This is a genomic window from Micromonospora sp. NPDC050397, from assembly GCF_044901685.1.
Taxonomy (GTDB): Bacteria; Actinomycetota; Actinomycetes; order Mycobacteriales; family Micromonosporaceae; genus Micromonospora_G.
On sequence record NZ_JBJDPS010000004.1, the window covers coordinates 169582 to 194212 of the forward strand.

A 24631-nucleotide genomic window follows, 5' to 3' on the forward strand; every position below is an offset into this window, starting at 1 on the left:
GGGCGCCCTGCCCGCGCTGGCGCCACGCTGATAGGAATGATCCGTGGTGATCCGACGTGTAGTGGCGCCCCGCATCGACTTCAGCGCGTTGCGCCGCGAACTGGAACTGCCGACACGGTTCCCGCTCGCGGCGCAACGCGAGGCCGACGAGTCCGCCGCCGCCGGCCCGAGACCGGCCGCCGACCGGACCGACATCCCGTTCGTCACCATCGACCCGGCCAGCTCACGCGATCTGGACCAGGCGATGTGCCTGAGCCGGCGACCCGGCGGCGGATACCGGGTGCGGTACGCGATCGCCGACGTGGCCGCCCACGTCCGCCCGGACGGCGAACTCGCCGCCGAGACATGGCGCCGGGGGCAGACCGTCTACCTGCCCGACGGCAACATCCCACTGCACCCGACGACGCTCAGCGAGGGCGCGGCGAGCCTGCTGCCCGACGTCGAGCGCGCCGCCGTGGTCTGGACCATCGACCTCGACGCCGACGGGGGCACCGTCTCGGTCGACCTGGAACGGGCCCGGGTCCGCAGCCGGGCGAAGCTCGACTACCTCGGGGTCCAGGCCGACGCGGACGCGGGCCGGCTCGCCGAACCGATCGGACTCCTGCCCGAACTCGGCAAACTGCTGATCGCCCGTGGCCTGGACCGGGGGGCGATCAACCTGCCGCTGCCGGAGCAGGACATCGAGCCGGACGGCGACGGTTGGCGCCTGGTGCTCCGGGCGCCGGTGCCGATGGAGGACTACAACGCGCAGATCTCCCTGCTCACCGGGATGGCCGCGGCCGACCTGATGCTCGCCGGCCGGATTGGCTTGCTGCGTACGATGCCGAGCCCGAAGCCGGAGGCGGTGCACGGGCTGCGGGTCGCCGCGGCGGGGCTGGGCATCGAGTGGCCGGACGGCGCCAGCGTCGGCCACGTGCTCGCCACCATCGATCCGGCCCAGCCCCGGGCCGCCGCGTTCCTCGACCACGCGGCCGAGCTGATGCGCGGCTCGGGTTACACCGCCTTCGACGGGGAACCGCCCGCCGACCCCGGTCACGGCGGGGTCGGTGCCGCGTACGCGCACGTGACCGCCCCGCTGCGCCGCCTCGCCGACCGGTACGCCACCGAGGTCTGCCTGGCCCTGTACGCCGGCACCGAGGTCCCGCAGTGGGCGCGTGCCGCGCTGCCGAAACTGCCCGCCGTGATGTCCGGCACCGACCGGATCGCCTCGGCCGCCACCCGGGCCGCCGTCGACCTGACCGAGGCGGTGTTGTTGGCCGACCGGGTGGGGGAGACCTTCGAGGTGGCCGTACTCGACGTCGACCGCCCGTCCCAGGCGAACGCCACCGCGTCCGGCGGCGCGACGGCAGCGCCGAGCGCCGCTGGACCGGCCGATGCCGACGCGTCGGTATCGGTGCCGGCGGTTCCGGCCGCGCGCAAGCCGACGGCTGGCCCCGGCCGAGCCGCCCGCCGCCCCGGCGGCACGGTCGCGCTCGACGACCCGCCGGTGCGGGCCCGCTGCGAGGGCGACCTGCCGCTCGGCGAACGGGTCCGGGTCCGTCTGGTCAGTGCCGACCCGGTCGCGCGCAAGGTGCTCTTCGTCCGCGACTGACCGGCCCGTTCCCGCCGGTCGGGATTTGGCAGGATGACGGCATGGCATACGACGCGAGCGACCTGCCCGACGTTTCCGGGCTCACCGTCGGCATCATCGGCGGCACCGGCGATCAGGGGCGGGGGCTGGCCTACCGGTTCGCCCGCGCCGGACAGCGGGTGCTGATCGGCTCCCGGTCGGCGGAACGGGCTGAGCAGTCGGCCAAGGAGATCGCCGGCCTCGCCGGGCTCCCGGCCGACGTCGACATCGCCGGGGACGACAACGCCGCCGTCTGCGCCGCCGCCGACGTGGTCATCATCGCCGTACCGTGGGACGGGCACGCCGCCACCGTCGCCGCGCTGCGCGAGCCGCTCGCCGGCAAGGTGGTGGTCGACTGCGTCAACCCACTCGGCTTCGACAAGCAGGGCCCGTACGCGCTGCGGGTCGAGGAGGGCAGCGCCGTACAGCAGGCCGCCGCGTTGCTGCCGGAGTCCCGGGTCTGCGCCGCGTTCAACCACGTCAGCGCGCCGCTGCTGGCCGACCCGGAGATCGACCGGATCGACCTGGACGTGCTGATCTGTACCGAGGAACGGGAACTGGTCGGCATCGTCGCGGCGCTCGCCGCCCGGATCCCGGGCATGCGCGGGATCTACGCCGGACGGCTGCGCAACGCGCACCAGATCGAGGCGTTCACCGCCAACCTGATCGCCATCAACAAGCGCTACCGGGCCCACGCCGGCATCCGGGTCACCGACGTCTGACCGTCCGTCCGGGGGTGTGTCGCCACACCCCCGTACGGCGCGGGTCAGAAGGTGTGTTCGGCGGCGGGGAAGCCGCCGTCGCGTACCTCGGCGGCGAACTGGCGGGTGGCCGTGGTGAGTACGCCGGACAGGTCGGCGTACCGCTTGACGAACCGGGGCGCCCGGCCCGTACGCAGACCGGCCATGTCCTGCCAGACCAGCACCTGGGCGTCGGTGTCGGGACCGGCGCCGATGCCGATCGTCGGGATCCCCACCTCGTGGGTCACCCGCTTGGCGACCTCGCCCGGCACCATCTCCAGCACCACCGAGAAGGCGCCCGCCTCCGCCACCGCACGCGCGTCGGCCAGCACCTCGCTGGCCGCGTCACCGCGCCCCTGCACCCGGTAGCCGCCGATGGTGTGCTCGCTCTGCGGGGTGAAGCCGATGTGGCCCATCACCGGGATGCCGGCGGTGGTCAACGCGGCGATCTGGTCGGCGACCCGCCGGCCGCCCTCCAGCTTCACCGCGTGGCAGCCGCCCTCCTTCATGAACCGTACGGCGGTCCGCAGCGCCTGGGTCGGCCCCTCCTCGTACGAGCCGAACGGCAGGTCGGCGACGACCAGCGCGTACCGGGTCGCCCGGACCACCGCCCGGACCAGCGGAAGCAACTCGTCCACGGTCACCGGGACGGTGGTCTCGTAACCGAAGACGTTGTTGGCCGCCGAGTCGCCGACCAACAGCACCGGGATGCCGGCCTGGTCGAAGATCGACGCGGTGTACTGGTCGTACGAGGTGAGCATCGCCCACCGCTCGCCGCGCTCGCGGGCCGCGACCAGATCACGGGTACGGACGCGTCGACTCGCCGTCCCGCCGTACAGGGCGGTCACCTCGGTCGCCGCCGGCTCGATCCCCGGCGTCGGGTTCACTCCTGACTCGGACATCACGACTCCTCTCGCCTCGAGGCCGCGCTCGCGGTCCCCGGGTTCGCGTCGATCGTCGCACCACGTTATGGGGTCAGGTCAGAGCGCAGTGGAGGATGTCACACCGTACGCCCGGTTCAGCCGCGCTCCCGCCACCGGTTGGTGATCGGCAACCGGCGGTCCCGGCCGAACGCCTTGATGCTGATTTTGCTGCCCGGCGCCGACTGGCGGCGCTTGTACTCGGCGGTATCCACCATCCGCAGCACCCGGTCCAGCACCGCCGGGTCGTGCCCGGCCGCGACCAGGTCCTCTCGGCCCTGGTCGCCGTCGACGTAACCGACCAGGATCGGGTCGAGCACCGAGTAGTCCGGCAGCGAGTCGCTGTCGAGCTGTCCCGGGCTCAGTTCGGCGCTCGGCGGCTTCCGGATCGAGTTCTCCGGGATCGGCGGCTGCTCACCCCGGGTGAGCGCGTCCGCGTTGCGCCAGTTGGCCAGCTTCCAGACCAGCGACTTCCAGACATCCTTGATCGGGTTGAAGCCGCCGACCGAGTCGCCGTAGAGGGTGGAGTAACCGACCGCCAGTTCGCTCTTGTTGCCGGTGGTGAGGACCAGGTGCCCCTCCTGGTTCGACAGCGCCATCAGCACCACGCCGCGTACCCGGGCCTGGAGGTTCTCCACCGCCAGACCGGAGAGCGACATGTTGGCCAGGAACGCGTCGACCATTGGCTGCACCGGTTCGACCCGGAAGTCCAACCCGGTCCGCTTGGCCAGGTCGGCGGCGTCCTCCCGGGAGTGCTCGGAGGAGTGCTGGCTGGGCAGCGAGACCGCGACCACCCGCTCCGGCCCGAGCGCGTCGACCGCGATCGTGGCGACGACGGCGGAGTCGATGCCGCCGGAGAGCCCGAGCACGACCGACGGGAAGCCGTTCTTGTTGACGTAGTCGCGCAGCCCGAGCACGAGCGCGGCCCAGACCTCCGCCTCGTCGCCGACCCGCTCGGCGACGCGGGCGTCGGCGGCCGGTCCGGTGGGCGCGGGCAGCGCGTCGCCGACCGCCACCCGGGCGATCCGCATGGTGGTACGGCCACCGGCGGCGGCGTACCTGCCACCGGCGGCGACCTCGTCGGTGGTCTCGACCGAGGTGACCACCTCACCGACGGCCGCGTCCCCGTCGGCCGTCCCCAAGCCGGTGCCGGTCCCACTCCCGCTCCCGGTGCCGAGGGCGGGGCCGGCGGCGCTGGTCCGGTCGGCGGTCGGCGCGTCGGTGTTCGCGGCCGGCAGTTCCAGGTCGTGTACGAGCAGGTGCTCGACGAACTGCGGGGCGCGGGCGAGCAGTTCGCCGTTCGCCGCCACGATCATCGAGTCGCCGTCGAAGACCAGCTCGTCCTGACCGCCGACCATGTTGACGTACGCCACCGTGGCGCCCGCCTCGGCGGCCCGGCGCCGGACCAGCGGCAGCCGTACGTCGTCCTTGTTCCGCTCGTACGGCGAGCCGTTGATGTTCACGACCAGCCCGACCCCGGCCTGCCGGGCGACCGCGAACGGCCCCCCGGTCTGCCACAGGTCCTCGCAGATGGTCAGGCCGACGTCGACCCCGCCGAGCCGGACCACGGTGAGGGTGTCCCCGGGCAGGAAATACCGGTCCTCGTCGAAGACGCCGTAGTTGGGCAGGTGGTGCTTGAAGTAGGTGGCGACCACCGCGCCCCGGTGCAGAACGGCGAGCGCGTTGCGCGGCCCCCGGGTCCGGGTCGGCCCGGCGCCGGAGGCGGTCTGCGGGTGCTGCGCCGTGCCCCCGTCGGCGGTTTCGCCGAACTCGTCCGAGTCCAGGTAACCGAGCAGCACCGGCACGTCGCCCAGGCCGTCGGCGTCGAGGTCGGCGGCGAGTCGGCGCAGCGCGTGCTGCGAGGCGGTCACGAAGGACTTGCGGAACACCAGGTCCTCGACCGGGTAGCCGGTCAGCATCATCTCCGGGAAGACGACGACCTGCGCGCCGGCCGAGCGTGCCGTACGGGTGGTGCGGCGTACCGTCTCGGCGTTGCCGTCGAGGTCTCCGACGGTGGGGTTCACCTGGGCGAGGGCGAGGCGCAGGATGGGCATGTCCTCATCTAACCGCGCAGCCGGGCCGCCCGCTCGGGCCGGGGTGTAAGCCGTCCCGGCGCGGCACCGTGGACCTGGCCGACCCGGCGTCGGATTGCGCACGGGGGCTGCTGGAAAACGCTTGTCCTCGTATCTTTGGGGATGGACAACCATGAACGGGACAGGAGGCGTCCCGGCGCGGCGGGCGCGACGGAGATCACGTAACGTCGGCGTAACGAGGTCGGGTAAGACTGGTCCGCTAGGTCGGGGGTCGGCTGGCCAGGTCGAGCAGGAGTGTCACGAGGGGTAGAAGTGGACCGTCAGCAGGAGTTCGTGCTCCGTACCCTGGAAGAGCGCGACATCCGTTTCGTCCGGTTGTGGTTCACCGACGTGCTCGGCACGCTGAAGAGCGTCTCGGTCGCGCCGGCCGAACTTGAGGCCGCCTTCGAGGAGGGGATCGGCTTCGACGGTTCCGCGATCGAGGGCTTCGCCCGCGTCTTCGAGTCCGACATGGTCGCCATGCCCGACCCGACCACGTTCCAGGTCTTCCCGTTCGAGGGCGGCGTCAGCGGCGAGAGCGCCCGGATGTTCTGCGACATCCTGCTCCCCGACGGCACCCCCTCCTGGGCCGACCCGCGCCACGTGCTGCGCCGCGCGCTGTCCCGGGCGGCGGAGAAGGGCTTCACCTTCTACACCCACCCCGAGATCGAGTTCTTCCTGCTCGAAAACGGCCCCAACGACGGCTCGGTGCCGGTCCCGGTCGACGCCGGTGGCTACTTCGAGCACACCACCCACGCCATCGCCCGCGACTTCCGCCGGCAGGCGGTGCTGTCGCTGGAGCGGATCGGCATCTCGGTCGAGTTCAGCCACCACGAGGTCGCCCCCGGCCAGCAGGAGATCGACCTGCGCTACGCCGACGCGCTCACCACCGCCGACAACATCATGACCTTCCGGCACGTGATCAAGGAGGTGGCGCTCTCCACCGGGGTCCAGGCCAGCTTCATGCCGAAGCCCTTCACCGACCAGCCGGGCAGCGGGATGCACACCCACCTGTCGCTGTTCGAGGGGGAGCGCAACGCCTTCCACGACGGCAGCGACCCGTCGAAGCTCTCCAAGGTGGCCCGCGCCTTCATCGCCGGGCTGCTGGTGCACGCCCGCGAGTACACTGCGGTCACCAACCAGTGGGTCAACTCGTACAAGCGGCTCTTCCCGCAGGCCCTGCCGGACCGGATCACCGAGTCCCCGGCGTACGTCTGCTGGGGGCACCTGAACCGGTCCGCGCTGGTCCGGGTCCCGGCGTACGGCAAGCCGAACTCGGCCCGGGTCGAGGTGCGTTCGCTCGACTCGGCGACCAACCCGTACCTCGCCTTCGCGGTGCTGCTCGGCGCCGGGCTCAAGGGCATCGAGGAGGGCTACGAGCTGCCGCCGGGGGCCGAGGACGACGTCTGGTCGCTCTCCAACGCCGAGCGCAAGGCCATGGGGTACGAAGCGCTGCCGGAGAACCTCTCCGAGGCGATCGAGGTGATGGCCGGTTCGGAACTGGTCGCCGAGGTGCTCGGCGAGCACGTCTTCGACTTCTTCCTGCGTAACAAGCGCGCCGAGTGGGAGCAGTACCGCCGCGAGGTCACCCCGTACGAGCGCCAGCGCTACCTCGGCGCCCTCTGACCCACCCCCACCCCCTCACCCCGTTGCTCATGAAGTTGTCGCATGGTTCTTTATCGAATCTCTGCGACAACTTCACGATCGACGGGGCGGGAGAGGGGTGGGTGGGGACGGTGGACGGCCCGGAAACAGCGTGAGGGTGCTGTTTCCGGGCCGAGGTCTTGCCTTGGGCGGGGTGTTACTTCGGCTGTCCCGGGCCGCCGCGCCAGTGGCCGCCGAAGCCGCCCGGCAGTACGTTGGCGTCGAGCGCCGCCTTGATCGCGTCGGCCTGCGCCTGGGTCAGCTTGCCGTCCTTGACCGCCTGGTCCAGCCGCTCCTGGATCCTGGCCTTCCAGTCGGCGCCCTTCTCGCCCGGCTTCCAGTTTTCCGGCTTGGCGTCGGAACGGTGCTGCTCGCGCACCTTGTCCAGGGCCGCCGTCACCTTGTCGGTGGGGATGCCCAGCTCCTTGGCCAAATCCTCGGCGAACGCGCCGCGACCGGCGGCGGCCGGCTTGCCGCCCTGGTCGTCGGTGGCCGGCGCGGGCGCGGTGGTCGCGCTCGACGACGGTGCCGGGGTGGGGTCGTCGGCGAACGCGACGGTCGGCACCGCGATCCCGACCGCCAGCGCGCCGGCGGCAGCCAGCCCGCCGAGCGCGGTCTTCCTGGAAATGTTCCTCAACATCGAAACCCCCGTCTCGCATTGGTGAATCTGACCGGTCCACCGTCGCTCACCGGCCTGGACGAACACCGTGCCGAACCTATGCGCAGCCTGTGAATCAGTCATGAAAACCGAATTGAGCGCATAAATCGGGCAAGGTGATGGTGTTGGCGCGGCGGAGGTCAGCGTACGGCGGACGAGACGGTCAGGGTGCCGGCGGTGGCGTCCAGGGTGGCCGACGTACCGACAGCGACGGTGAGCTGCCCGTGACCGTGCCCGATCGGCAGCCCGCCGAGAACCGGAACACCCAGGTCACCGAGGCGTTCGGCGATCACGTCGGCGACGCTCACCGCCCAGCCGTCCGCGCAGTCGGTGAACTGGCCCACCGCCACCCCGGCGACCCCGGCCAGCACCCCGGTACGCCGGAGCTGGGTGAGCATCCGGTCCACCTTGTACGGCGGCTCCCCGACGTCCTCGATCAGCAGGATCGCCCCGGTCAGGTCGGGCATGTCCGGGGTGCCGAGCGTCGCCACGACCAGACAGAGGTTGCCGCCGATCAGCGGTCCGCTCGCCACACCCGGCACGACCACCGAGGCCGTCTCCTCCTCCGGCAACCGGCTGAGTGTCGCCGGCTCGGTCGTCATCAGCGCCCGGCGCAGCGACTCGGCGGAGTTTTCCGGGGTGCGCTGGTCCAGCCAGGCCGCACCCGGACCGTGCACGCTGGCGAGCCGGGCGCCGCGCCAGAGCGCGAGCTGCAACGCGGTGATGTCGGAGAAACCGGCCACCACCTTCGGGTCGGCGCGGACCGCCGCCATGTCGATCGCGTCGACCATCCGCTGCGCGCCGTAGCCGCCCCGGGTGCAGACGATGCCGCGTACCTCCGGGTCGGCGAAGGCGGCGTTGATGTCGGCGGCGCGCGACTCGTCGGACCCGGCCAGGTAACCCTGGCGGGCGTACGCGTGCGGTGCCAGCACCGGCCGCAGTCCCCAGCCGGCGAGAAGTTCCAGCCCCCGGACCATCCGCTCCGGGTTGGTCGGGCCGGAGGGCGAGACCAGCATCACCTGGTCACCGGGGCGCAGGGCGGCCGGGCGTACGGGCTGGGCCCGCACCAGCGGGACGGTGGTCACGGGTCGGACGTCGGTCACGGGGTGCCAGCCTATCCGGATCATCTTCGGGCACCGGATAGCCTCGACGTCGTGGCAACCGCGCTGGTGATCGAGAATGACCCGAAGGACGACCTCCGACGGCTGGGGGAGTGGCTGACCGAGGCCGGCCTCGACCTGCACGTACTGCGTCCGTACGCCGGGGACGCCCTGCCGGGGGAGCTGACCGGCTTCGAGGCGCTGATCGTGCTCGGCGGTCGGCAGCAGGCGTACCCGCTGCCCGACGGCAGCCCGGACGCGCCCTGGTTCCCGGCGCTGGAGGGGCTGCTGCGCAAGGCGGTACGGCACCACCTGCCCACCCTGGCCGTCTGCCTCGGCGCGCAACTGCTCGCCACCGCGCACGCCGGCACGGTCGCGCTCAGCGAGGCCGGGCCGGAGGTGGGGCCGGGCGTGGTCGGCAAACGCGACGCCGCCGACGGCGACCCGCTGTTCAAGTGGGTGCCGCTGATTCCGGACGTGGTCCAGTGGCACCAGGACGAGATCACCGAGCTGCCGCGCGGCGCGGTGCTGCTCGCCGCCTCGACCCGCTACCCGCACCAGGCGTTCCGGCTCGGCGACCGGGCCTGGGCGTTGCAGTTCCACATCGAGGCCGACACCGCGATGGTCGCCGGATGGGCCGAGGACCCGACCCTCCTGGACCAACTCGGCTACGACCGGGACGCGGTGATCGCCGCCGCCGACGCGGTGATGGCCGACGTCGAGGAGGTCTGGCAGCCGTTCGCCGTACGCTTCGCCGCCCTGGCCCAGGGCGAACTGGACGTACCGTCGCCCCGGCGGGACCTGCCGCTGCTCGGGCCGCAGGAGCCGCGTTGACCAGACCGACCAGTGCGCGCACCCGGCTGGCCCGGTACGGCTTCGGCAGCGCCGACGGCGACCACGGCTCGCGCGCGGCCGACCTGCTCGGGCCGACCGGACTCGGGCTCTGGGAGACCACCGCCCAGGAGCCGGTCGACGGCCACGCCGCCGACCTGATCCAGACGCTGTCCCGGGCCGCCGACGCCGACCTGGCACTGCGCCAGTTGCACCGGCTGGTCGAGGCGGAACGGCGGGTCGCCGCCCCGGACGCCGGGCCGGAATCGGTCCTGCTCCGCGCCCTCTACGACGACCCGGGCCTGCGGCGGCGGCTGGTGGCGGTGCTCGGGGCCTCGTCCGCGCTCGGTGACCACCTGGTGGCCAACCCGGACCAGTGGCGGGTGCTCGCCACCGGGGCGGACGGGTTGGCGCCGCGCGCCGACGGCACCCTGCGCGACGGCCTGGACGGCCTGCTGCCACCCTCGACCGCCCCGGCGAACCGGACCGCGCCGATCGGCGCGGCACCGGCACCGGCACCGGCACCGGCACCGGCAGCAGCAGCACCGGCATCGGCATCCGCACCGGCACCGGCACCGGCACCGGCACCGGCACCGGGTGGGACGGTCGCGGGCCGGGCCGGGCCGGCACTGGAGCCGCCGGTGCTGCCGCCGCTGCCGGTGGTGGCCGCGCTGCGGCGGGCGTACCGGTTGGCGCTGTTGCGGATCGCGGCGGCCGACCTGACCGGCGGGCAGGGCCTGGAGCAGACGATGGCCGCGCTCTCCGCGCTCGCCGACGCCACCCTGACCGCCGCCTACGACGTCGCCGTGGCGGAACTGCCCGCCGGCACGGCGGTGCCCCGGCTGGCCGTGGTGGCCATGGGCAAGTGCGGTGGCGGGGAGCTGAACTACGTCTCCGACGTCGACGTCATCTTCGTCGCCGGCACCGACGAGGATCTCGGCGCGGCGACCACCGTCGCCACCCGGCTGATCCACATCTGCGGGCTGGTCGCCTGGCCGGTCGACGCCGCGCTGCGTCCCGAGGGGAGCCGGGGACCGCTGGTCCGCACCCTCGCCAGTCACCTCGCCTACTACCGGCGCTGGGCCCGCACCTGGGAGTTCCAGGCGCTGCTCAAGGCCCGCCCGTCCGCCGGTGACCTGGCCCTGGCCCGGGAGTGGATCGACCAACTCGCGCCGCTGGTCTGGACCGCCGCCGAGCGGCCGGAGGCGGTCGAGGACGTACGGGCGATGCGTCGGCGCATCATCGACAACATCCCGGCCCGGGAGTTGGATCGCGAGATCAAGCGGGGTTCGGGTGGGCTGCGCGACATCGAGTTCGCGATCCAGTTGCTGCAACTGGTGCACGGACGGGGCGACGAGTCGCTGCGTTCCAGTGGCACCATCCCGGCGCTGCGGGCACTGGTCGCCGGGGGTTACGTCGGGCGGGCCGACGGGGAGTCGCTGCTGCGTGGCTACCGGTTCCTGCGCTCGGTCGAGCACCGGCTGCAACTCCAGGGACTGCGGCGTACGCACACCGTGCCGGCCGAGCCGCAGGGGCTGCGCTGGCTGGCGCACGCGCTCGGTTACACCGCCACCCCCGAACGGGACGCGGTCGAGGCGTTCCGGGCCGACTGGGTCAGCCACGCCAGCGAGGTACGCCGGCTGCACGTCAAGATCTTCTACCGGCCGCTGCTGGAGGCGGTCGCCCGGGTCTCCGCCGACGGGCTGCGACTGACCCCGGAGGCGGCCAAGCACCGGCTGGAGATCCTCGGCTTCGGCGACCCCAACCGCGCGCTGCAACACCTCCAGGCACTCATCGGCGGGGTGAGCCGGACCGCCGCGATCCAGCGCACCCTGTTGCCGGTGCTGCTCCAGGAGTTCGCCGACGCGCCCGAGCCGGACCGGGGACTGCTCAACTACCGCCAGGTCTCGGACAAGCTCGGCGGCACCCCGTGGTACCTGCGACTGCTCCGCGACGAGGGGCCGGTCGCCCGCCGGCTCGCCCGTACCCTCGCCCTCTCCCGGTACGTCGCCGACCTGCTCGCCCGGGACCCGGAGTCGCTACGGCTGCTCGCCGACGACACCGAACTCGTTCCGCGCGACCCGGCGGTGCTGCGCGATGGGGTCACCGCCGCCGCCAGCCGGCACCTGCCCGGACGCGGCACCGACGCGGCCGACCCGACCGCCGCGATCGGCGCGGTACGGGCCCTGCGCCGCCGCGAGCTGATCCGGATCGCCTGTGCCGACGCGCTGCGCAGCGCCGGGCCGCTCGCCCCGGCACCACTCGCGGACGAACAACTCGAACCGTCCCGGGTCGGCGAGGTCGCCGTCACCGCCACCGGGGCGGCGCTGAGCGCGGTGACCGACGCGACCCTGGCCGGCGCGCTCCAGGTCGCCCGTGCAGTCGTGCCGGAACTGCCCGGGTTGCGGTTCGCCGTCATCGGCATGGGCCGGCTCGGCGGCTACGAACAGAACTACTTCTCCGACGCCGACGTGCTGTTCGTCTACGACCCGCCGGCCGGGGCCTCGGAGAGCGAGGCCAGTGCCGCCGCGCACGCCGTAGCCGAGGAACTGCGCCGACTGCTCGGCATGCCCGCACCCGACCCACCGCTCGGCGTCGACGCCGACCTGCGCCCGGAGGGCCGCCAGGGGCCGCTGGTCCGCAGCCTCGCCGCCTACCAGCAGTACTACGCCCGCTGGTCGAAGGTGTGGGAGGCGCAGGCGCTGCTGCGCGCCCGGTACGTCTGCGGCGACGCCGACCTCGGTCGCGAGTTCGAGCTGATGGTCGACCCGGTGCGTTACCCGGAACACGGCCTGACCCGGGCCCAGGTGACCGAGATCCGGCGGATCAAGGCCCGGGTGGAGACCGAGCGGTTGCCCCGGGGCGCCGACCCGGCCACCCACACCAAGCTTGGCCGGGGCGGACTGGCCGATGTGGAGTGGGCGGTGCAACTCGTCCAGCTCCGGCACGCCGGGCAGATACCGGAGCTGCGCGACACCCGTACCCTCGACGCGCTCGCCGCCGCCCGCGACGCCGGGCTGATCGACCCGGCCGACGCGGACGTCATGGCCGCCGGCTGGACCCTCGCCGCCCGGGTACGCAACGCGTTGATGCTGGTCCGGGGCCGGGCCGGCGACCAACTGCCCCGGCACGGAGTGGAGCTGGCCGGTGTGGTGCGACTGCTCGGCGGCGACGACCCCGGCGAGTGGCTCGACGAGTACCTGCGTACCGCGCGGCGCTCCCGGGCCGCGGTGGAGCGCGTACTCGATGCCTGACCGGCGCCGTCCGGCGGTGACCGGCCCGGCCCCTGCCGCGGCTGGCCGGTTGGGCGCGGGCGGGCCGGCGCGACCGGCCGGGCCGGTGCAACTTGCCGGGCTGGCCGGGCTGCTGCTGGCGGTCGGGTTCCTGCTCGCCCCGACCATGGGCACCGACCTGGCCGCCCAGGTGGCGCGGGCCGGTTTTGTCGACCGGTACGGCGCCACCCCGATCGACCTCGGCTGGTACGGCGGGATCAACCAGTTCGGCTACAGCCTCTTCACCGCCGCCCTCGGCGCCACGCTCGGCGTACGCGTGCTCGGCGCGGTCGCGGCGGTCGGGTCGGCGCTGGCGTTCGCCTGGTTGCTGGTCCGGGCCGGTGCCCGGCGCCCGCTGCTCGGTGCGCTGCTCGGTGCGGTGGTGCTGGTCGGCAACCTGGTCAGCGGCCGGATCACCTTCGCCGTCGGGCTCCTGCTCGGCCTGCTCGCCCTCTGCGCGGTGCTGGCGGCCGGCGGTGAGGGCCGGCGACGTGCCCGGGTTGGCTGGCTGGTGGCGGCCGGGGTGCTGGCCGCGTTGGCGACCTGGGCCAGCCCGGTCGCGGGACTCTTCGTCGGCCTGGCCGGTGGCGCCGCGCTCCTGGCCAACCTGCGCCGCCCGGTGCGCCCGGGGCCACCACCGGCCGGCGTACGGCGGTCCGGGCGATGGCGGCCGGTGCGCTGGCGTACCGGGCGACACCTGGTCGGCACGTTGGTGCTCTGTCTCGCCCCGGCGGTGGCGCTGGCCCCGATGGCGCTGCTGTTCGGCAACGGCGGGGTGCAGCCGTACAGCTTCCCCTCGATGCGGACGAACGTGGTGCTGGCGCTGGTGGTGCTGGTGGTCGTGCCGCGCCGCTGGCCGGTGATCCGGATCGGTGCCGGGCTGACCGCCCTGCTGCTGGTCGGCGCGTACTACCTGGAGAGCCCGATCGGCTCGAACGCGCTGCGGCTGTCGATGCTCTTCGCGCTGCCGGTGCTCGCCGCCTTCGCCGACCTGCGCTGGCGCTGGCTGGTGCCGCTGCTGGTGGCGGCGGTCTGGTGGCAGAACCCGGTGATGGTCGGCGACCTCACCAACGCCGGGGCGCGGGAGAACCAGGCCGGGTTCTACCGGCCGCTCCTGGACGAACTGGACCGGCGCGACCCGGTCGGTCGGGTCGAGGTGGTGCCGCTGCGTGACCACTGGGAAGCGGCGTACGTCGCACCGGCCGCCCCGCTCGCCCGGGGCTGGGAACGCCAGGTCGACGTCGACCGGAACCCGCTGTTCTACCGCGACCGGCTCGACCCGCCGGAGTACGTCGACTGGCTGCGCCGCAACGCCGTCAGCTTTGTCGCGTCCGCCCCGGACAGCCCGCTCGACCGGTACGCCCGACAGGAGGCGACCCTGGTCGACGCGGGGTTGCCCGGGTTGCGTGAGGTGTGGCGGAACGCGAACTGGCGACTGTACGCCGTATCGGAGTCGTCACCGCTGGTGAGCGCGCCGGGGCGGCTGGTCGACTCCGACCAGCACGCGGTGAGCTTTGTCGCCGATGCCCCGGGCGAGGTGCTGGTCCGGGTGCACTGGTCGCGTTTCCTCACCGTGACCGGGCCGGGCGCCTGCCTGGGACAGACCCCGGACGGCTGGACCACGGTCCGGGTCACCGCACCCGGCGAACACCGGCTCGGCAGCGACCTGCTCGATCCCGGGCCGCGCTGCTGAGCCCCGTGACACCGCCCCCGACCAGGCAATCCGGCCGGCATGAAACGATGGTCGCCGTGCCCCGGTACCGTCTCGTCCGCTACACCGGCCTGGCCGGGGCGGTCCTGCTGGCGGTCGGAGCCTGGTTCGGCGGGGTGCTGCCGCAGTGGCGGCCCGGGGTCACCCCGGTCGGCATCTGGCAGGGCGAACACGGCCCACTGATCCTGACCACCTGGCTGGTCGGCACCGCGTTGCTGGCCGGCGCCTGGTGGGCCGCCCGGCACGGGGTCCCGTCGACCCGCTGGACGTACGTCACCGTCGGGCTGTGGCTGCTGCCGCTGCTCGCCGCGCCGCCGCTGGGCAGCCGTGACGTCTACTCGTACGCCTGCCAGGGGGCGGTGCTGGCCGACGGCGGCAACCCGTACACCAGCGGCGTACGCGAACTCGGCTGCCCGTGGCTGGACTCGGTCTCGCCGACCTGGCAGGACACCCCGGCACCGTACGGTCCGGTCTTCGTCCTGCTCGCCGGGCTCGCGGTGCTGGTCGGCGGCACGCTCGCCGGCACCCTCGCGGTGCTGCGGCTGTACGCCCTGCTCGGGGTGGCGCTCACCGCCGCCTGTCTGCCCGCCCTGGCCCGCCGGGCGGGAGTGCCACCCCAGCGCGCGCTCTGGTTGCTGCTCGGCTGCCCGCTGGTCGCGGTACACCTGGTCGCCGGGGCACACAACGACGCGCTGATGCTGGGCCTGGTCACCGCCGGGCTGCTGGTGGTGCTGGCCCGACCGGGCCGCCCGCTGCCGCTGTACGCCGGGGGAGTGCTGCTCGGGCTCGCGATCGGGGTGAAGGCGACCGCCGGGGTGGTGGTCCCGTTCGCCGTGCTCGCCGCGCTGACCGGGCCGTACCGGCTGCGGGCGCTGCTGCGCGACGGCGTACCGGTGGCGGCCGGGGCGCTCTCCGCCGTGCTCGCCGTGACCGGGGCGTCCGGGCTCGGCTGGGGTTGGGTGGACGGGCTCGCCCGCAGCGGCGACTCGGTCCAGTGGACCTCGCCGCCGACCGCGTTCGGGCTCACCGTCGACTACGCCGCCCGGCTCCTCGGGGCGGAGACCGACGCGGTACCGGTGACCCGGCTGGTCGGGATGGGAGTGCTCGCCGTACTGCTGGTGCTGCTCTGGTGGCGGGCCCGGCACGGCGACCCGCTGCTCGGCGCGGGACTGGCGCTGGCCGCCACCGTCGCCCTCGCCCCGGTCTTCCACCCCTGGTACGCGACCTGGCCCCTGGCGGTCCTGGCCGCGACCACGATCGCGGGGCGCTGGCTGGTCGTACCCGGATTGTTGATCTCGTTCCTGACCCTGCCCGACGGCACCAACCTGGCCCGCTTCACCAAACTCCCCGGCGCCCTCGGGATGACCGCGCTGGCGCTGGCCCTGACCCTGCTCGCCCTCCGCCAGGCACGCCACCGCCCCGCCTCACCCCGTCCGGTCGAGCTGGGGCGAACCGCCGCCAAATGATCTCCCTCCACGGCCTCGACGGCACCAGAAGGCGGGTTCCGTGATGATCGTGAAGAGTTCGGCTCGCTGTGGCCGGCCGGACTCTTCGCGATCACGAAAAAGCGAGCCACCGACCGCGCCGAATCCGGGGCGGTCGGTGGCTCGCTTTCTGATCGAGCTGCGTGATCAGCAGTCGTAGTACATGGCGAACTCGTGCGGGGTCGGGCGCAGACGCACCGGGTCGACCTCGTTGGTCCGCTTGTAGTCGACCCAGGTGGAGATCAGGTCGGGGGTGAAGACGCCACCCTCGAGCAGGTAGTCGTGGTCGGCCTCGAGCGAGTCGAGCACCTCGGGCAGCGAGCCCGGAACCTGCTTGACCGAGCCCCACTCCTCCGGCGGGAGGTCGTAGAGGTCCTTGTCGATCGGCGTCGGCGGCTCGATCTTGCTCTTGATGCCGTCCAGGCCGGCCATCATCATCGCCGAGAAGGCGAGGTAGACGTTGGCGGACGGGTCCGGCACCCGGAACTCGACCCGCTTGGCCTTCGGGTTGCTGCCGGTGACCGGGATGCGGGTGCAGGCGGAGCGGTTGCGCTGCGAGTAGACCAGGTTGACCGGCGCCTCGAAGCCCGGGACCAGGCGGCGGTACGAGTTGACCGTCGGGTTGGTGAACGCGAGCAGCGACGGGGCGTGGTGCAGCAGACCGCCGATGTACCAGCGCGCGGTGTCGGACAGGCCGGCGTAACCGGTCTCGTCGTAGAACAGCGGCTCGCCGCCGAGCCAGAGGCTCTGGTGGGTGTGCATGCCGGAGCCGTTGTCGCCGAAGAGCGGCTTGGGCATGAAGGTCGCGGTCTTGCCGGCGGCCCAGGCCTGGTTCTTCACGATGTACTTGAAGAGCTGGAGCTGGTCGCCCGCGTGCAGCAGGGTGGAGAACCGGTAGTTGATCTCGGCCTGGCCGGCGGTGCCGACCTCGTGGTGCGAGCGCTCGACGGTGAAGCCGGTGTCGACCAGCTTGCGCACGATCTGGTCACGCAGGTCGGCGTAGTGGTCGACCGGCGGCACGGGGAAGTAACCGCCCTTGTACGCGGTCTTGTAACCCCGGTTGCCGCCCTCTTCCTCGCGGCCGGTGTTCCAGGCGCCCTCGATCGAGTCGATGTAGTAGAAGGCCTGGTTCGCCGAGGTCTCGTGCCGGATCGAGTCGAAGATGTAGAACTCGGCCTCGGCGCCGAAGTAGGCGGTGTCGGCGATGCCGCTGGCGGCCAGGTAGGCCTCGGCCTTCTTCGCCACGTTGCGCGGGTCACGCGAGTACGCCTCGCGGGTGAACGGGTCGTGGATGAAGAAGTTGAGGGCCAGCGTCTTCTGCGCCCGGAACGGGTCGATGAAGGCGGTGGCGACGTCGGGGAGCAGCAGCATGTCCGACTCGTGGATCGCCTGGAAACCACGGATCGACGATCCGTCGAAGGCGAGACCGTCGGTGAAGACACTGTCGTCGAACGACTCGACCGGCAGGTTGAAGTGCTGCATCACGCCCGGCAGGTCACAGAAACGTACGTCGACGAACTTCACGTCCTCGTTCTTGAGGTATCGCAGGAGTTCCTCGGGATTGGCGAACACACATCCTCCTGGCACGTCCACGGGGTGGCTAGGCTGGTGGGGACGTTATGACCACCCGGTTGCCCGAGCATGTCTCTTACGTTTCTGCCGTGTTACGTCATCTGCGGAGCGTGATCCCCGCTGGCCGGCCATGCTCGGGTCCCCCGCTCGGACGATACTCCGCCGGCCCGCGCGGCAGGAGTGCTCGGCCTCCGTGTCGCGGACCGGAGCGGACCCGAGCCGTCCCGGTGCCGGCCGGTGCGCGGGCGCCGGATCGGCACCGATACCCTGACTCTCCGTGGCGAGACAGGATGAATTCATTGCCCCGAGCCCGGCGTCGGACCCGGACTTCGTGCCGCCGACCCTGGCCCGCCGGTTCGGCGCGTTGGTCATCGACTGGGTGCTCTGCCTGCTGGTGGCGAACTTCTTCGGCGACCCGGTGCGCGACGGCTGGCCACCGGTCCTGGTGCTGATCGGGGTGTACGGCTTCTTCGTCGGACTCTTCGCCCAGACCCCGGGCATGTTCGTCACCAAACTGCGCTGTGTCGCGTACGCCGACGGGGGACGGATCGGGGTGATCCGGGGACTGCTGCGCGGCGTACTGGTCTGCCTGGTGATTCCGGTGCTGGTGATGGACGGGCGTCGGCGTGGCTGGCAGGATCGGGCGGTCGGTTCGGTGATCGTGCCGCTCGAACCGGCCAGGCCCGCCACGGGCGGCTGACCGGGGTAGCCCGACTGGTCGACGCCGCCCGGAGCGGACCCTGACCCGGCCGTTCGGCCGGGTCACCGGGCCGGGCCGGTCAGCGACCCCGGGTCTGCCGGAAGGCGCCCTTGGCCGGACGCATGTTCTTCGGGATCGCGCCCTTGGGCATCTGCGGCCGGGCGGTCAGCGCCTTCAACCGACGGTCGAGCGCGTTGACGTCCTTGCCGCTGAGGTTGCGCGGCAGCCGCATCAGCGTCATCCGCAGCTTGCGGATCGGCAGCTCACCCTCGCCCTGGCCGAGCGTGTAGTCGTAGAGCGGGGCGTTGCCGATCACCTTTGCCAGCCGGCGCTTCTCCTGGCCGAGCAGCCCACGGACCCGCTGCGGGTTCCCCTCGGCCAGCAAGACCACGCCGGCCCGGCAGAGGACCAGGTGCACCATGTCCATCTGGGTGGTCGAGCTGACCGCCGGGGTCACCCGCCAGTCTCCCCGCATGCTCTCCAGGATCGAGGCGGCGGCGCCCGGCTGCCCCTCGGCGGCGTTCATCATCGCCCGGTTCGAGCGCAGGTTCAGCACGACCAGCAGGGCGAGCACGGTCAGCAGGATGCCGATCGGAATCCAGATCCAACCCCAGGCCAGCACCGCGACCACGGTCAGCGCGAGCGGGATCAGCACGGCGGCTACGGCCAGCGGGACAAACCACTTGTCCTGTTTGGCGGTGAACGAGAACACCATGCCGATCTGCTTCAGCCGCTGGCCGAACGATACCTTCTCCTCGGGTTTTGCCATGCGTGGAAGTGTAGTGGGCGGCTCGGATCTCGTTCACCCGTGGCTACCGGGTGCACCCGGGCCGCCCGCCGGCCCCGTCTCGTCGGCGTCGCTCAACTCGTCCGTTCGGCCGTCCGGCTGCCGCCGGGCTGCTTCGGCAGGACCGGCGCGGACCGTCCGGTGCCGTGGTTGCCCGAGCCGCCCGCCGAATCCGAGCCCTTCTCCTCGTGGTACTCCTCCTCGACGTTGACCTGCCAGACGTCGTGGTCGGTGCCGTCGAGGATGTTCTCCGCCGTGAGCATGGCGGTGAGCATCGAGTGGTCCTGGTTGTTGTAGCGGTGCATGCCGTTGCGGCCGACCGGGTGCACGTTCGGCACCTCGTCGGCGAGCCAGTGCCGGATGGTGTCGACGGCCTGCTCGTAACCCTCGTCGTAGACCGGGTACGCCTTCGGCATCCGGACCACGTAACCGGCGCTGACCGCGCCCGGGCTGACCAGGCCGAGTTGTTCCAGTTCGGCGGTGCCGAGCGCGATCAGGTCCTCGTCCGCCTTCTCCCACAGGTCGTCGCCCTCGAAGACGAAGTACTCCAGCCCCAGGCAGGTGAACCCGTCCCGGACCATGTACGGCGACCAGGAGCCGAAGTTCTGGATCCGGCCGACCCGTACGCCGGGGGTGTGCACGTAGATCCAGTTGTCCGGGAAGCCGGCCTCGGCCGGGACGACCAGGGCGATGGTGAGGAAGTCGCGGTAACGCAGCGCGTCGGCCGCCTGCCGCACCTCCGGCGGCGCGGGCGGTTCCATGATCCGTACGAGCTGGGAGAGCGGCATGGTCGACACCACGTGGTCGGCCTCGTGCCGCTGGCTGCCCACGGCGTCGGTCACGGTGACCGCGACCGCGCCACCGTCACCCCGGTGTACGGCGGTCGCCCAGGTGTTCATGGTGACCGTGCCGCCGGCCTTGGTGACGTGCTCGGCGCAGCGCTCCCACATCATGCCGGGGCCGAACTTCGGGTACTGGAACTCCTCGATCAGGCTGGTGATCTCCTTCTGGTTCCGCTTCGGCATCAGCGCGTTGACCACGGCGTTGGAGAGGGAGAGGTTCTTGATCCGCTGCGCGGCCCAGGCGGCCTGCAACTCGGTGGCCGGCATGCCCCAGAGCTTCTCGGTGTACGTCTTGAAGAACTTCTCGTAGAGCCGGGTGCCGAACCGGGCCGTGGTCCAGCCCTCGAAGTGGCTCTGGTCCTTCGGCGGCCGGATCCGGGCCCACGCGTACGAGCCGACGCAGCGGACCGCCTCGAACACGCCCAGGTTGCGCAGCGCGTTGCCGGCCTTGAGCGGGTAATCGAAGAGCTTGCCGTCGTAGTGGATCCGGCTCATCCGGGGCCGGAGCAGGAAGTCCTCGTCCGGCAGGATCTCGTGCCACAACGCCTCGACCTGCGAGACCTTGGTGAAGAAGCGGTGCCCGCCGATGTCGAACCGCCACCCGTCCCGCTCCACCGTCCGGCTGATCCCACCGACCACGTCGTCGGCCTCGAACACCTCCACCGAGGCGTTTCGCTTGGTCAGCGCGTACGCCGCGGTCAGCCCGGCCGGGCCGGCTCCGATGATCACGGTACGGGGCGAGGTCGCCATGTTGGTATCTGTCACCTTCGACGCGTTGGCGGCGATCCCGCGACCCAACCGGCCGCCATCCGCGCGGTGCGTGGCGGTCGTGGGTCTGCGGGATCGGGGCTGGACGGCCGGAATCTAACACGTCCAACGCGTTTCGACCGGGCTACAACCGCAATCTCCGGCCGGTCCCGATGTCGTTTTTCGCTGTCCCGACGCACGATGTCCCGGAACCCGTGGGGGGCCCAGGACATCGATGCTTGTCATCGTCTTGGTGGCCCGGCCCGACCTCGTCGGCCTGATGGCCGGTTGCCGTCGGACCCGGCGGCCGGCCGCACCGCCGGAAGCACCCGGCGGGACGACTCCTCGAAGGTCAGTTGGTCAGCGCGGCGACGTTGCCCTGCCGGGCGTCGAGCGCCTGCTGGTAGAGCCGACCGGCCCGGTACGACGAACGCACCAGCGGCCCGCTCATCACCCCGGCGAAACCGATCTGCTCCGCCTCGGCGGCCAGCTCCACGAACTCCTCCGGCTTCACCCACCGCTCGACCGGGTGGTGCCGGGGGGTCGGCCGCAGGTACTGGGTGATGGTCACCAGCTCGCAGCCGGCGGCGTGCAGGTCCCGCAGGGCCTGCGACACCTCGGCGCGCTCCTCGCCCATGCCGAGGATCAGGTTGGACTTGGTCACCAGACCGGCGGCACGGGCCTGCGTGATCACGTCGAGCGACCGCTCGTAGCGGAATCCGGGCCGGATCCGCTTGAAGATGCGGGGCACGGTCTCCACGTTGTGCGCGAGCACCTCGGGGCGGGAACCGAACACCTCGGCGAGCTGCCTCGGGTCACCGTTGAAGTCGGGGATCAGCAGCTCGACACCGCAGCCCTGCTGCAACGCGTGGATCTGGCGGACCGTCTCGGCGTAGAGCCAGGCGCCACCGTCGGGCAGGTCGTCGCGGGCCACCCCGGTCACGGTCGCGTACCGCAGGCCCATCGACGCCACCGACTCGCCGACCCGGCGGGGCTCGTCGGCGTCGAACTCGGCCGGCTTGCCGGTGTCGATCTGGCAGAAGTCGCAACGCCGGGTGCACTGGTCGCCGCCGATGAGGAAGGTCGCCTCGCGGTCCTCCCAGCACTCGTAGATGTTCGGGCAGCCGGCCTCCTGACAGACCGTGTGCAGCCCCTCGCGGGAGACCAGGCCGCGTAGCTGGGTGTACTCCGGACCCATCTTCGCCTTGACCTTGATCCACGGCGGCTTCCGCTCGATCGGCGTCGCCGCGTTGCGCGCCTCGACGCGGAGCAGACGACGTCCCTCGGGGGCGGCCGGGCCGGTGGTCCGAGGGGCCGAAGCGGTGGCGACGCTGCCTGCCGGCTGCGGCGCGGCAGTCGGCGTTCCGGATTGCTCGATGGTCACGAATCCGAGCCTACGCGTAGCGGAGCGTCGGTGGCGGCGGAGGCGACGGGGCTCACTACCGGCGGGTTGTGATCGCCCTCACCAGCCACCGTACGCCCGGCTGTTCACCCCGCTGTCGCCCCGGGTGGCGGCCTCGAGGCGGGCCTACCGGCCCGGCGGTAAACCATGTACCGGGCCGGTCCGCGGCGCTGCTATGGTCTGGCGCAACGGCGACGACGGAGCCGAGTAGCGGTGCGACAAGCGGGGCAACGAGAGAGTCACCGGTAGCTGCGAAGGTGACCCCGGCCCGTGCCGTGAAGACCCTCCTGAGCTGCGGGAAGAACGGTTTCGCGACCGACGGAGAGCCGCACCACCGGTCGCGCGGCCCAGTAGAGCCCGCCGTCTGGCCCCCGTCACGGGCGACGAACGAGGCCGTCGGCGGCTCCGGCCACCGACGGTGAAGGTGTGGTGGTACCGCGAGGATCCCGCTCGCCCACGCCTCCCTGGGGATCGCGTTGCGATTGACGAGGAGGTAACACCACATGCGACGCGTCCTTTCCACCTCCCTGCCCAGCCACGTCGGTCACGTGGTGACCGTCGCCGGGTGGACACACCGCCGCCGGATGCTCAAGTCGGTGGCGTTCCTGATCCTGCGCGACGCCGCCGGGCTGACCCAGGTGGTCGTCGGCGACCCGGAGCTGCGGTCCTGGTTGGCCGACGTGCCGGAGGAGACCGTGCTGGAGGTGACCGCGAAGGTCACCGCGAACGAGGCCGCGCCCGCCGGGGTCGAGCTGGTCGAACCATCGGTACGACTGCTCGGCGAACCCGCCGTACCGCCCCCGTTCGACCTGTACCGACCGGCGTTGGCGGCGACCCTGCCGACCCAGCTCGACCACGCCCCGGTGGCGCTGCGCCATCCCACCCGTTCGGCCGCGCTGCGGATCTCGGCGGCGGCGGTGTCCGGCTTCCGGGCCACCCTGGACGCCCGCGACTTCGTCGAGGTGCACACCCCGAAGGTCGTGGCCAGCGCGACCGAGAGCGGGGCGAACGTCTTCGCGCTCGACTACTTCGGCCGCCCGGCGTACCTGGCCCAGTCGCCGCAGTTCTACAAGCAGTTGATGGTCGGCGTCTTCGAGCGGGTGTACGAGGTCGGGCCGGTCTTCCGGGCCGAGCCGCACGACACCGCCCGCCACCTGGCGCAGTACACCTCGCTGGACGTCGAGTTCGGCTTTGTCGACGACCACCGGGACGTGATGGCGATGCTGCGCGACGTGCTGGCCGGCATGCTCGCCTCGGTCGCCGAGCGGGCCGGTGGGGCGCTGGCCACCCTCGGGGTGGAACTGCCGTCGGTGCCGGCCGAGATCCCCTCGGTGCACTTCACCGAGGCGCTGCGGATCGGCGGGGCGGCGCCGGACGAACCGGACCTGGCCCCGGCGCACGAGCGGGCGCTCGGCGAGTGGGCGCGCGAGACGTACGGTTCGGACTTCCTCTTTGTCACCGGCTACCCGATGGCGAAGCGGCCGTTCTACACCCACCCGGCCCGTCCGGGCAGCGTCGAGCACCGCCCGCCGCTACGTCCGGGTGACGCCGAGCCGGCGTACTCGAACGGGTTTGACCTGCTCTTCCGTGGGGTCGAACTGGTCACCGGCGGGCAGCGCCTGCACCGGCACGGCGACTACCTGGCCGCGTTGGCCGCCCGGGGTGAGCCGCTCGGGCCGGTGGCGGACTACGTGGCAGCCTTCCAGCACGGCATGCCGCCGCACGGGGGCTTTGCGATCGGCCTGGAACGGTTTGTCTCCCGGCTCGTCGGTGCCGCGAACGTACGCGAGGTCTCCGCCTTCCCCCGCGACCTGCACCGCCTCACCCCGTAGCCCGGGTGTAAGGAAGGGCCCCTTCTTAACGCATAGCGTTAAGAAGGGGCCCTTCCTTACACCTCAGCCGAGGAGGTTGGGCAGGCGGCGCTCGACCAGCGGCAGCACCTCGGCCACGGTGACCCGACGACCGAGTTCGGCGGTGAGCGAGGTGACCCCGGCGTCGGGGATGCCACACGCCACGATCTGGCCGAACGCGGCCAGGTCGCAGTCACAGTTGATGGAGAAGCCGTGCAGGGTCACCCCACGGGAGACCCGGATGCCGAGCGCGGCGACCTTGCGGGCCGGGCCTCGGTCGTCCTGCGGCACCCAGACACCACTGCGACCCTCGATCTGGACCGTGGCCAGGCCCACCTCGGCGCAGACCTCCATCAACATCTCTTCGGTACGCCGGACGTACGCCACCACGTCCACCGGGGCCGGGAGCTTGAGGATCGGGTAGCCGACGAGCTGGCCCGGCCCGTGCCAGGTGATCTCGCCGCCCCGGTCGACGTCGATCACCGGCGTGCCGTCGAAGGGCCGGTCCTGCGGTTTGGTGCGCTTGCCGGCGGTGTACACGCTCGGGTGCTCCAGGAGCAGCACCGTGTCCGGCTGCTCACCGGCGACCACCGCTGCGTGCAGGCGGCGCTGTTCCTCCCAGGCGGCCAGATAGTCGATCTCGCCGACGTGGACGGCCTTCAGGCCGGAAATAGTGCTGGTCACGCCCCC

At 72.2% G+C, this 24631-nt stretch carries 18 protein-coding genes; 9 read left to right on the plus strand and 9 right to left on the minus strand.

Annotated elements, in window-relative coordinates; genetic code table 11:
• The first annotated feature begins 43 nt into the window (after nt 1-43).
• Nucleotides 44-1591: an RNB domain-containing ribonuclease gene (locus ACI2K4_RS16540; protein ID WP_404512152.1), complete on the plus strand. Its 1548-nt coding sequence runs from the start codon at nt 44-46 to the stop codon at nt 1589-1591.
• Between the two features lie 41 nt (nt 1592-1632).
• On the plus strand, nt 1633-2331 hold the full coding sequence (npdG, locus tag ACI2K4_RS16545) for an NADPH-dependent F420 reductase (RefSeq protein WP_404512154.1): 699 nt from the start codon (nt 1633-1635) through the stop codon (nt 2329-2331).
• A gap of 44 nt (nt 2332-2375) precedes the next feature.
• Here npdG and panB read toward each other — a convergent pair whose 3' ends face one another.
• Nucleotides 2376-3251: a 3-methyl-2-oxobutanoate hydroxymethyltransferase gene (gene panB / locus ACI2K4_RS16550; protein ID WP_404512156.1), complete on the minus strand. Its 876-nt coding sequence runs from the start codon at nt 3249-3251 to the stop codon at nt 2376-2378.
• 116 nt (nt 3252-3367) lie between these two features.
• Entirely contained in the window at nt 3368-5323 is a 1956-nt protein-coding gene (locus tag ACI2K4_RS16555; protein WP_404512158.1) for an NAD+ synthase, read from the minus strand.
• Nucleotides 5324-5614: 291 nt separating this feature from the next.
• Between ACI2K4_RS16555 and glnA (ACI2K4_RS16560) the strand changes: the two genes are divergently transcribed.
• Nucleotides 5615-6967, plus strand: coding sequence for a type I glutamate--ammonia ligase (gene glnA, locus ACI2K4_RS16560; RefSeq protein WP_404512160.1), 1353 nt, complete (start codon nt 5615-5617; stop codon nt 6965-6967).
• A gap of 175 nt (nt 6968-7142) precedes the next feature.
• On the opposite strand, the gene ACI2K4_RS16565 is transcribed toward glnA (ACI2K4_RS16560), so the two are convergent.
• Both ACI2K4_RS16565 and ACI2K4_RS16570 read right to left on the minus strand, forming a co-directional pair.
• Complete coding sequence (locus tag ACI2K4_RS16565) at nt 7143-7625, minus strand: hypothetical protein (protein ID WP_404512162.1); 483 nt, start codon at nt 7623-7625, stop codon at nt 7143-7145.
• Nucleotides 7626-7783: 158 nt separating this feature from the next.
• Nucleotides 7784-8659 (minus strand): LD-carboxypeptidase, encoded by an 876-nt coding sequence (locus tag ACI2K4_RS16570; protein WP_404512957.1) that lies wholly within the window; start codon nt 8657-8659, stop codon nt 7784-7786.
• Nucleotides 8660-8797: 138 nt separating this feature from the next.
• Here ACI2K4_RS16570 and ACI2K4_RS16575 point away from each other — a divergent pair, with 138 nt between their 5' ends.
• Genes ACI2K4_RS16575 through mptB form a run of 4 tightly spaced genes read left to right on the plus strand, consistent with a single transcriptional unit; the run spans nt 8798 to nt 16023 of the window.
• Entirely contained in the window at nt 8798-9577 is a 780-nt protein-coding gene (locus ACI2K4_RS16575) for a type 1 glutamine amidotransferase (RefSeq protein ID WP_404512164.1), read from the plus strand.
• Nucleotides 9574-12828, plus strand: a complete 3255-nt coding sequence (locus ACI2K4_RS16580; RefSeq protein WP_404512166.1) for a bifunctional [glutamine synthetase] adenylyltransferase/[glutamine synthetase]-adenylyl-L-tyrosine phosphorylase — start codon at nt 9574-9576, stop codon at nt 12826-12828. The genes ACI2K4_RS16575 and ACI2K4_RS16580 overlap by 4 nt, the downstream gene beginning before the upstream one ends.
• Entirely contained in the window at nt 12821-14539 is a 1719-nt protein-coding gene (locus ACI2K4_RS16585) for a hypothetical protein (RefSeq protein ID WP_404512167.1), read from the plus strand. The genes ACI2K4_RS16580 and ACI2K4_RS16585 overlap by 8 nt, the downstream gene beginning before the upstream one ends.
• 5 nt (nt 14540-14544) lie before the next feature.
• A complete protein-coding gene (gene mptB, locus ACI2K4_RS16590; RefSeq protein WP_404512169.1) occupies nt 14545-16023 on the plus strand; it encodes a polyprenol phosphomannose-dependent alpha 1,6 mannosyltransferase MptB in 1479 nt (492 codons plus the stop codon).
• Between the two features lie 165 nt (nt 16024-16188).
• Here the strand turns inward: mptB and glnA (ACI2K4_RS16595) are convergent, their stop codons facing one another.
• Nucleotides 16189-17613 carry a type I glutamate--ammonia ligase gene (gene glnA, locus ACI2K4_RS16595; RefSeq protein WP_404512171.1) on the minus strand — a complete coding sequence of 475 codons (1425 nt, stop codon included), beginning with the start codon at nt 17611-17613 and terminating at the stop codon, nt 16189-16191.
• A 331-nt stretch (nt 17614-17944) separates the two neighbouring features.
• Between glnA (ACI2K4_RS16595) and ACI2K4_RS16600 the strand changes: the two genes are divergently transcribed.
• Nucleotides 17945-18313, plus strand: coding sequence for an RDD family protein (locus ACI2K4_RS16600; protein WP_404512958.1), 369 nt, complete (start codon nt 17945-17947; stop codon nt 18311-18313).
• Between the two features lie 79 nt (nt 18314-18392).
• Here ACI2K4_RS16600 and ACI2K4_RS16605 read toward each other — a convergent pair whose 3' ends face one another.
• The 3 genes from ACI2K4_RS16605 to lipA all read right to left on the minus strand — a co-directional run bounded on the left by ACI2K4_RS16605 (nt 18393) and on the right by lipA (nt 22073).
• On the minus strand, nt 18393-19082 hold the full coding sequence (locus ACI2K4_RS16605; RefSeq protein WP_404512173.1) for a DUF4191 domain-containing protein: 690 nt from the start codon (nt 19080-19082) through the stop codon (nt 18393-18395).
• Nucleotides 19083-19174: 92 nt separating this feature from the next.
• Nucleotides 19175-20707, minus strand: coding sequence for an NAD(P)/FAD-dependent oxidoreductase (locus ACI2K4_RS16610; RefSeq protein WP_404512175.1), 1533 nt, complete (start codon nt 20705-20707; stop codon nt 19175-19177).
• 334 nt (nt 20708-21041) lie between these two features.
• A complete protein-coding gene (gene lipA, locus ACI2K4_RS16615) occupies nt 21042-22073 on the minus strand; it encodes a lipoyl synthase (RefSeq protein WP_404512177.1) in 1032 nt (343 codons plus the stop codon).
• A gap of 521 nt (nt 22074-22594) precedes the next feature.
• Between lipA and aspS the strand changes: the two genes are divergently transcribed.
• Nucleotides 22595-23923 (plus strand): aspartate--tRNA(Asn) ligase, encoded by a 1329-nt coding sequence (aspS, locus tag ACI2K4_RS16620; RefSeq protein ID WP_404512179.1) that lies wholly within the window; start codon nt 22595-22597, stop codon nt 23921-23923.
• 63 nt (nt 23924-23986) lie between these two features.
• On the opposite strand, the gene lipB is transcribed toward aspS, so the two are convergent.
• Nucleotides 23987-24625, minus strand: coding sequence for a lipoyl(octanoyl) transferase LipB (lipB, locus tag ACI2K4_RS16625; protein WP_404512181.1), 639 nt, complete (start codon nt 24623-24625; stop codon nt 23987-23989).
• Nucleotides 24626-24631 lie beyond the last annotated feature (6 nt).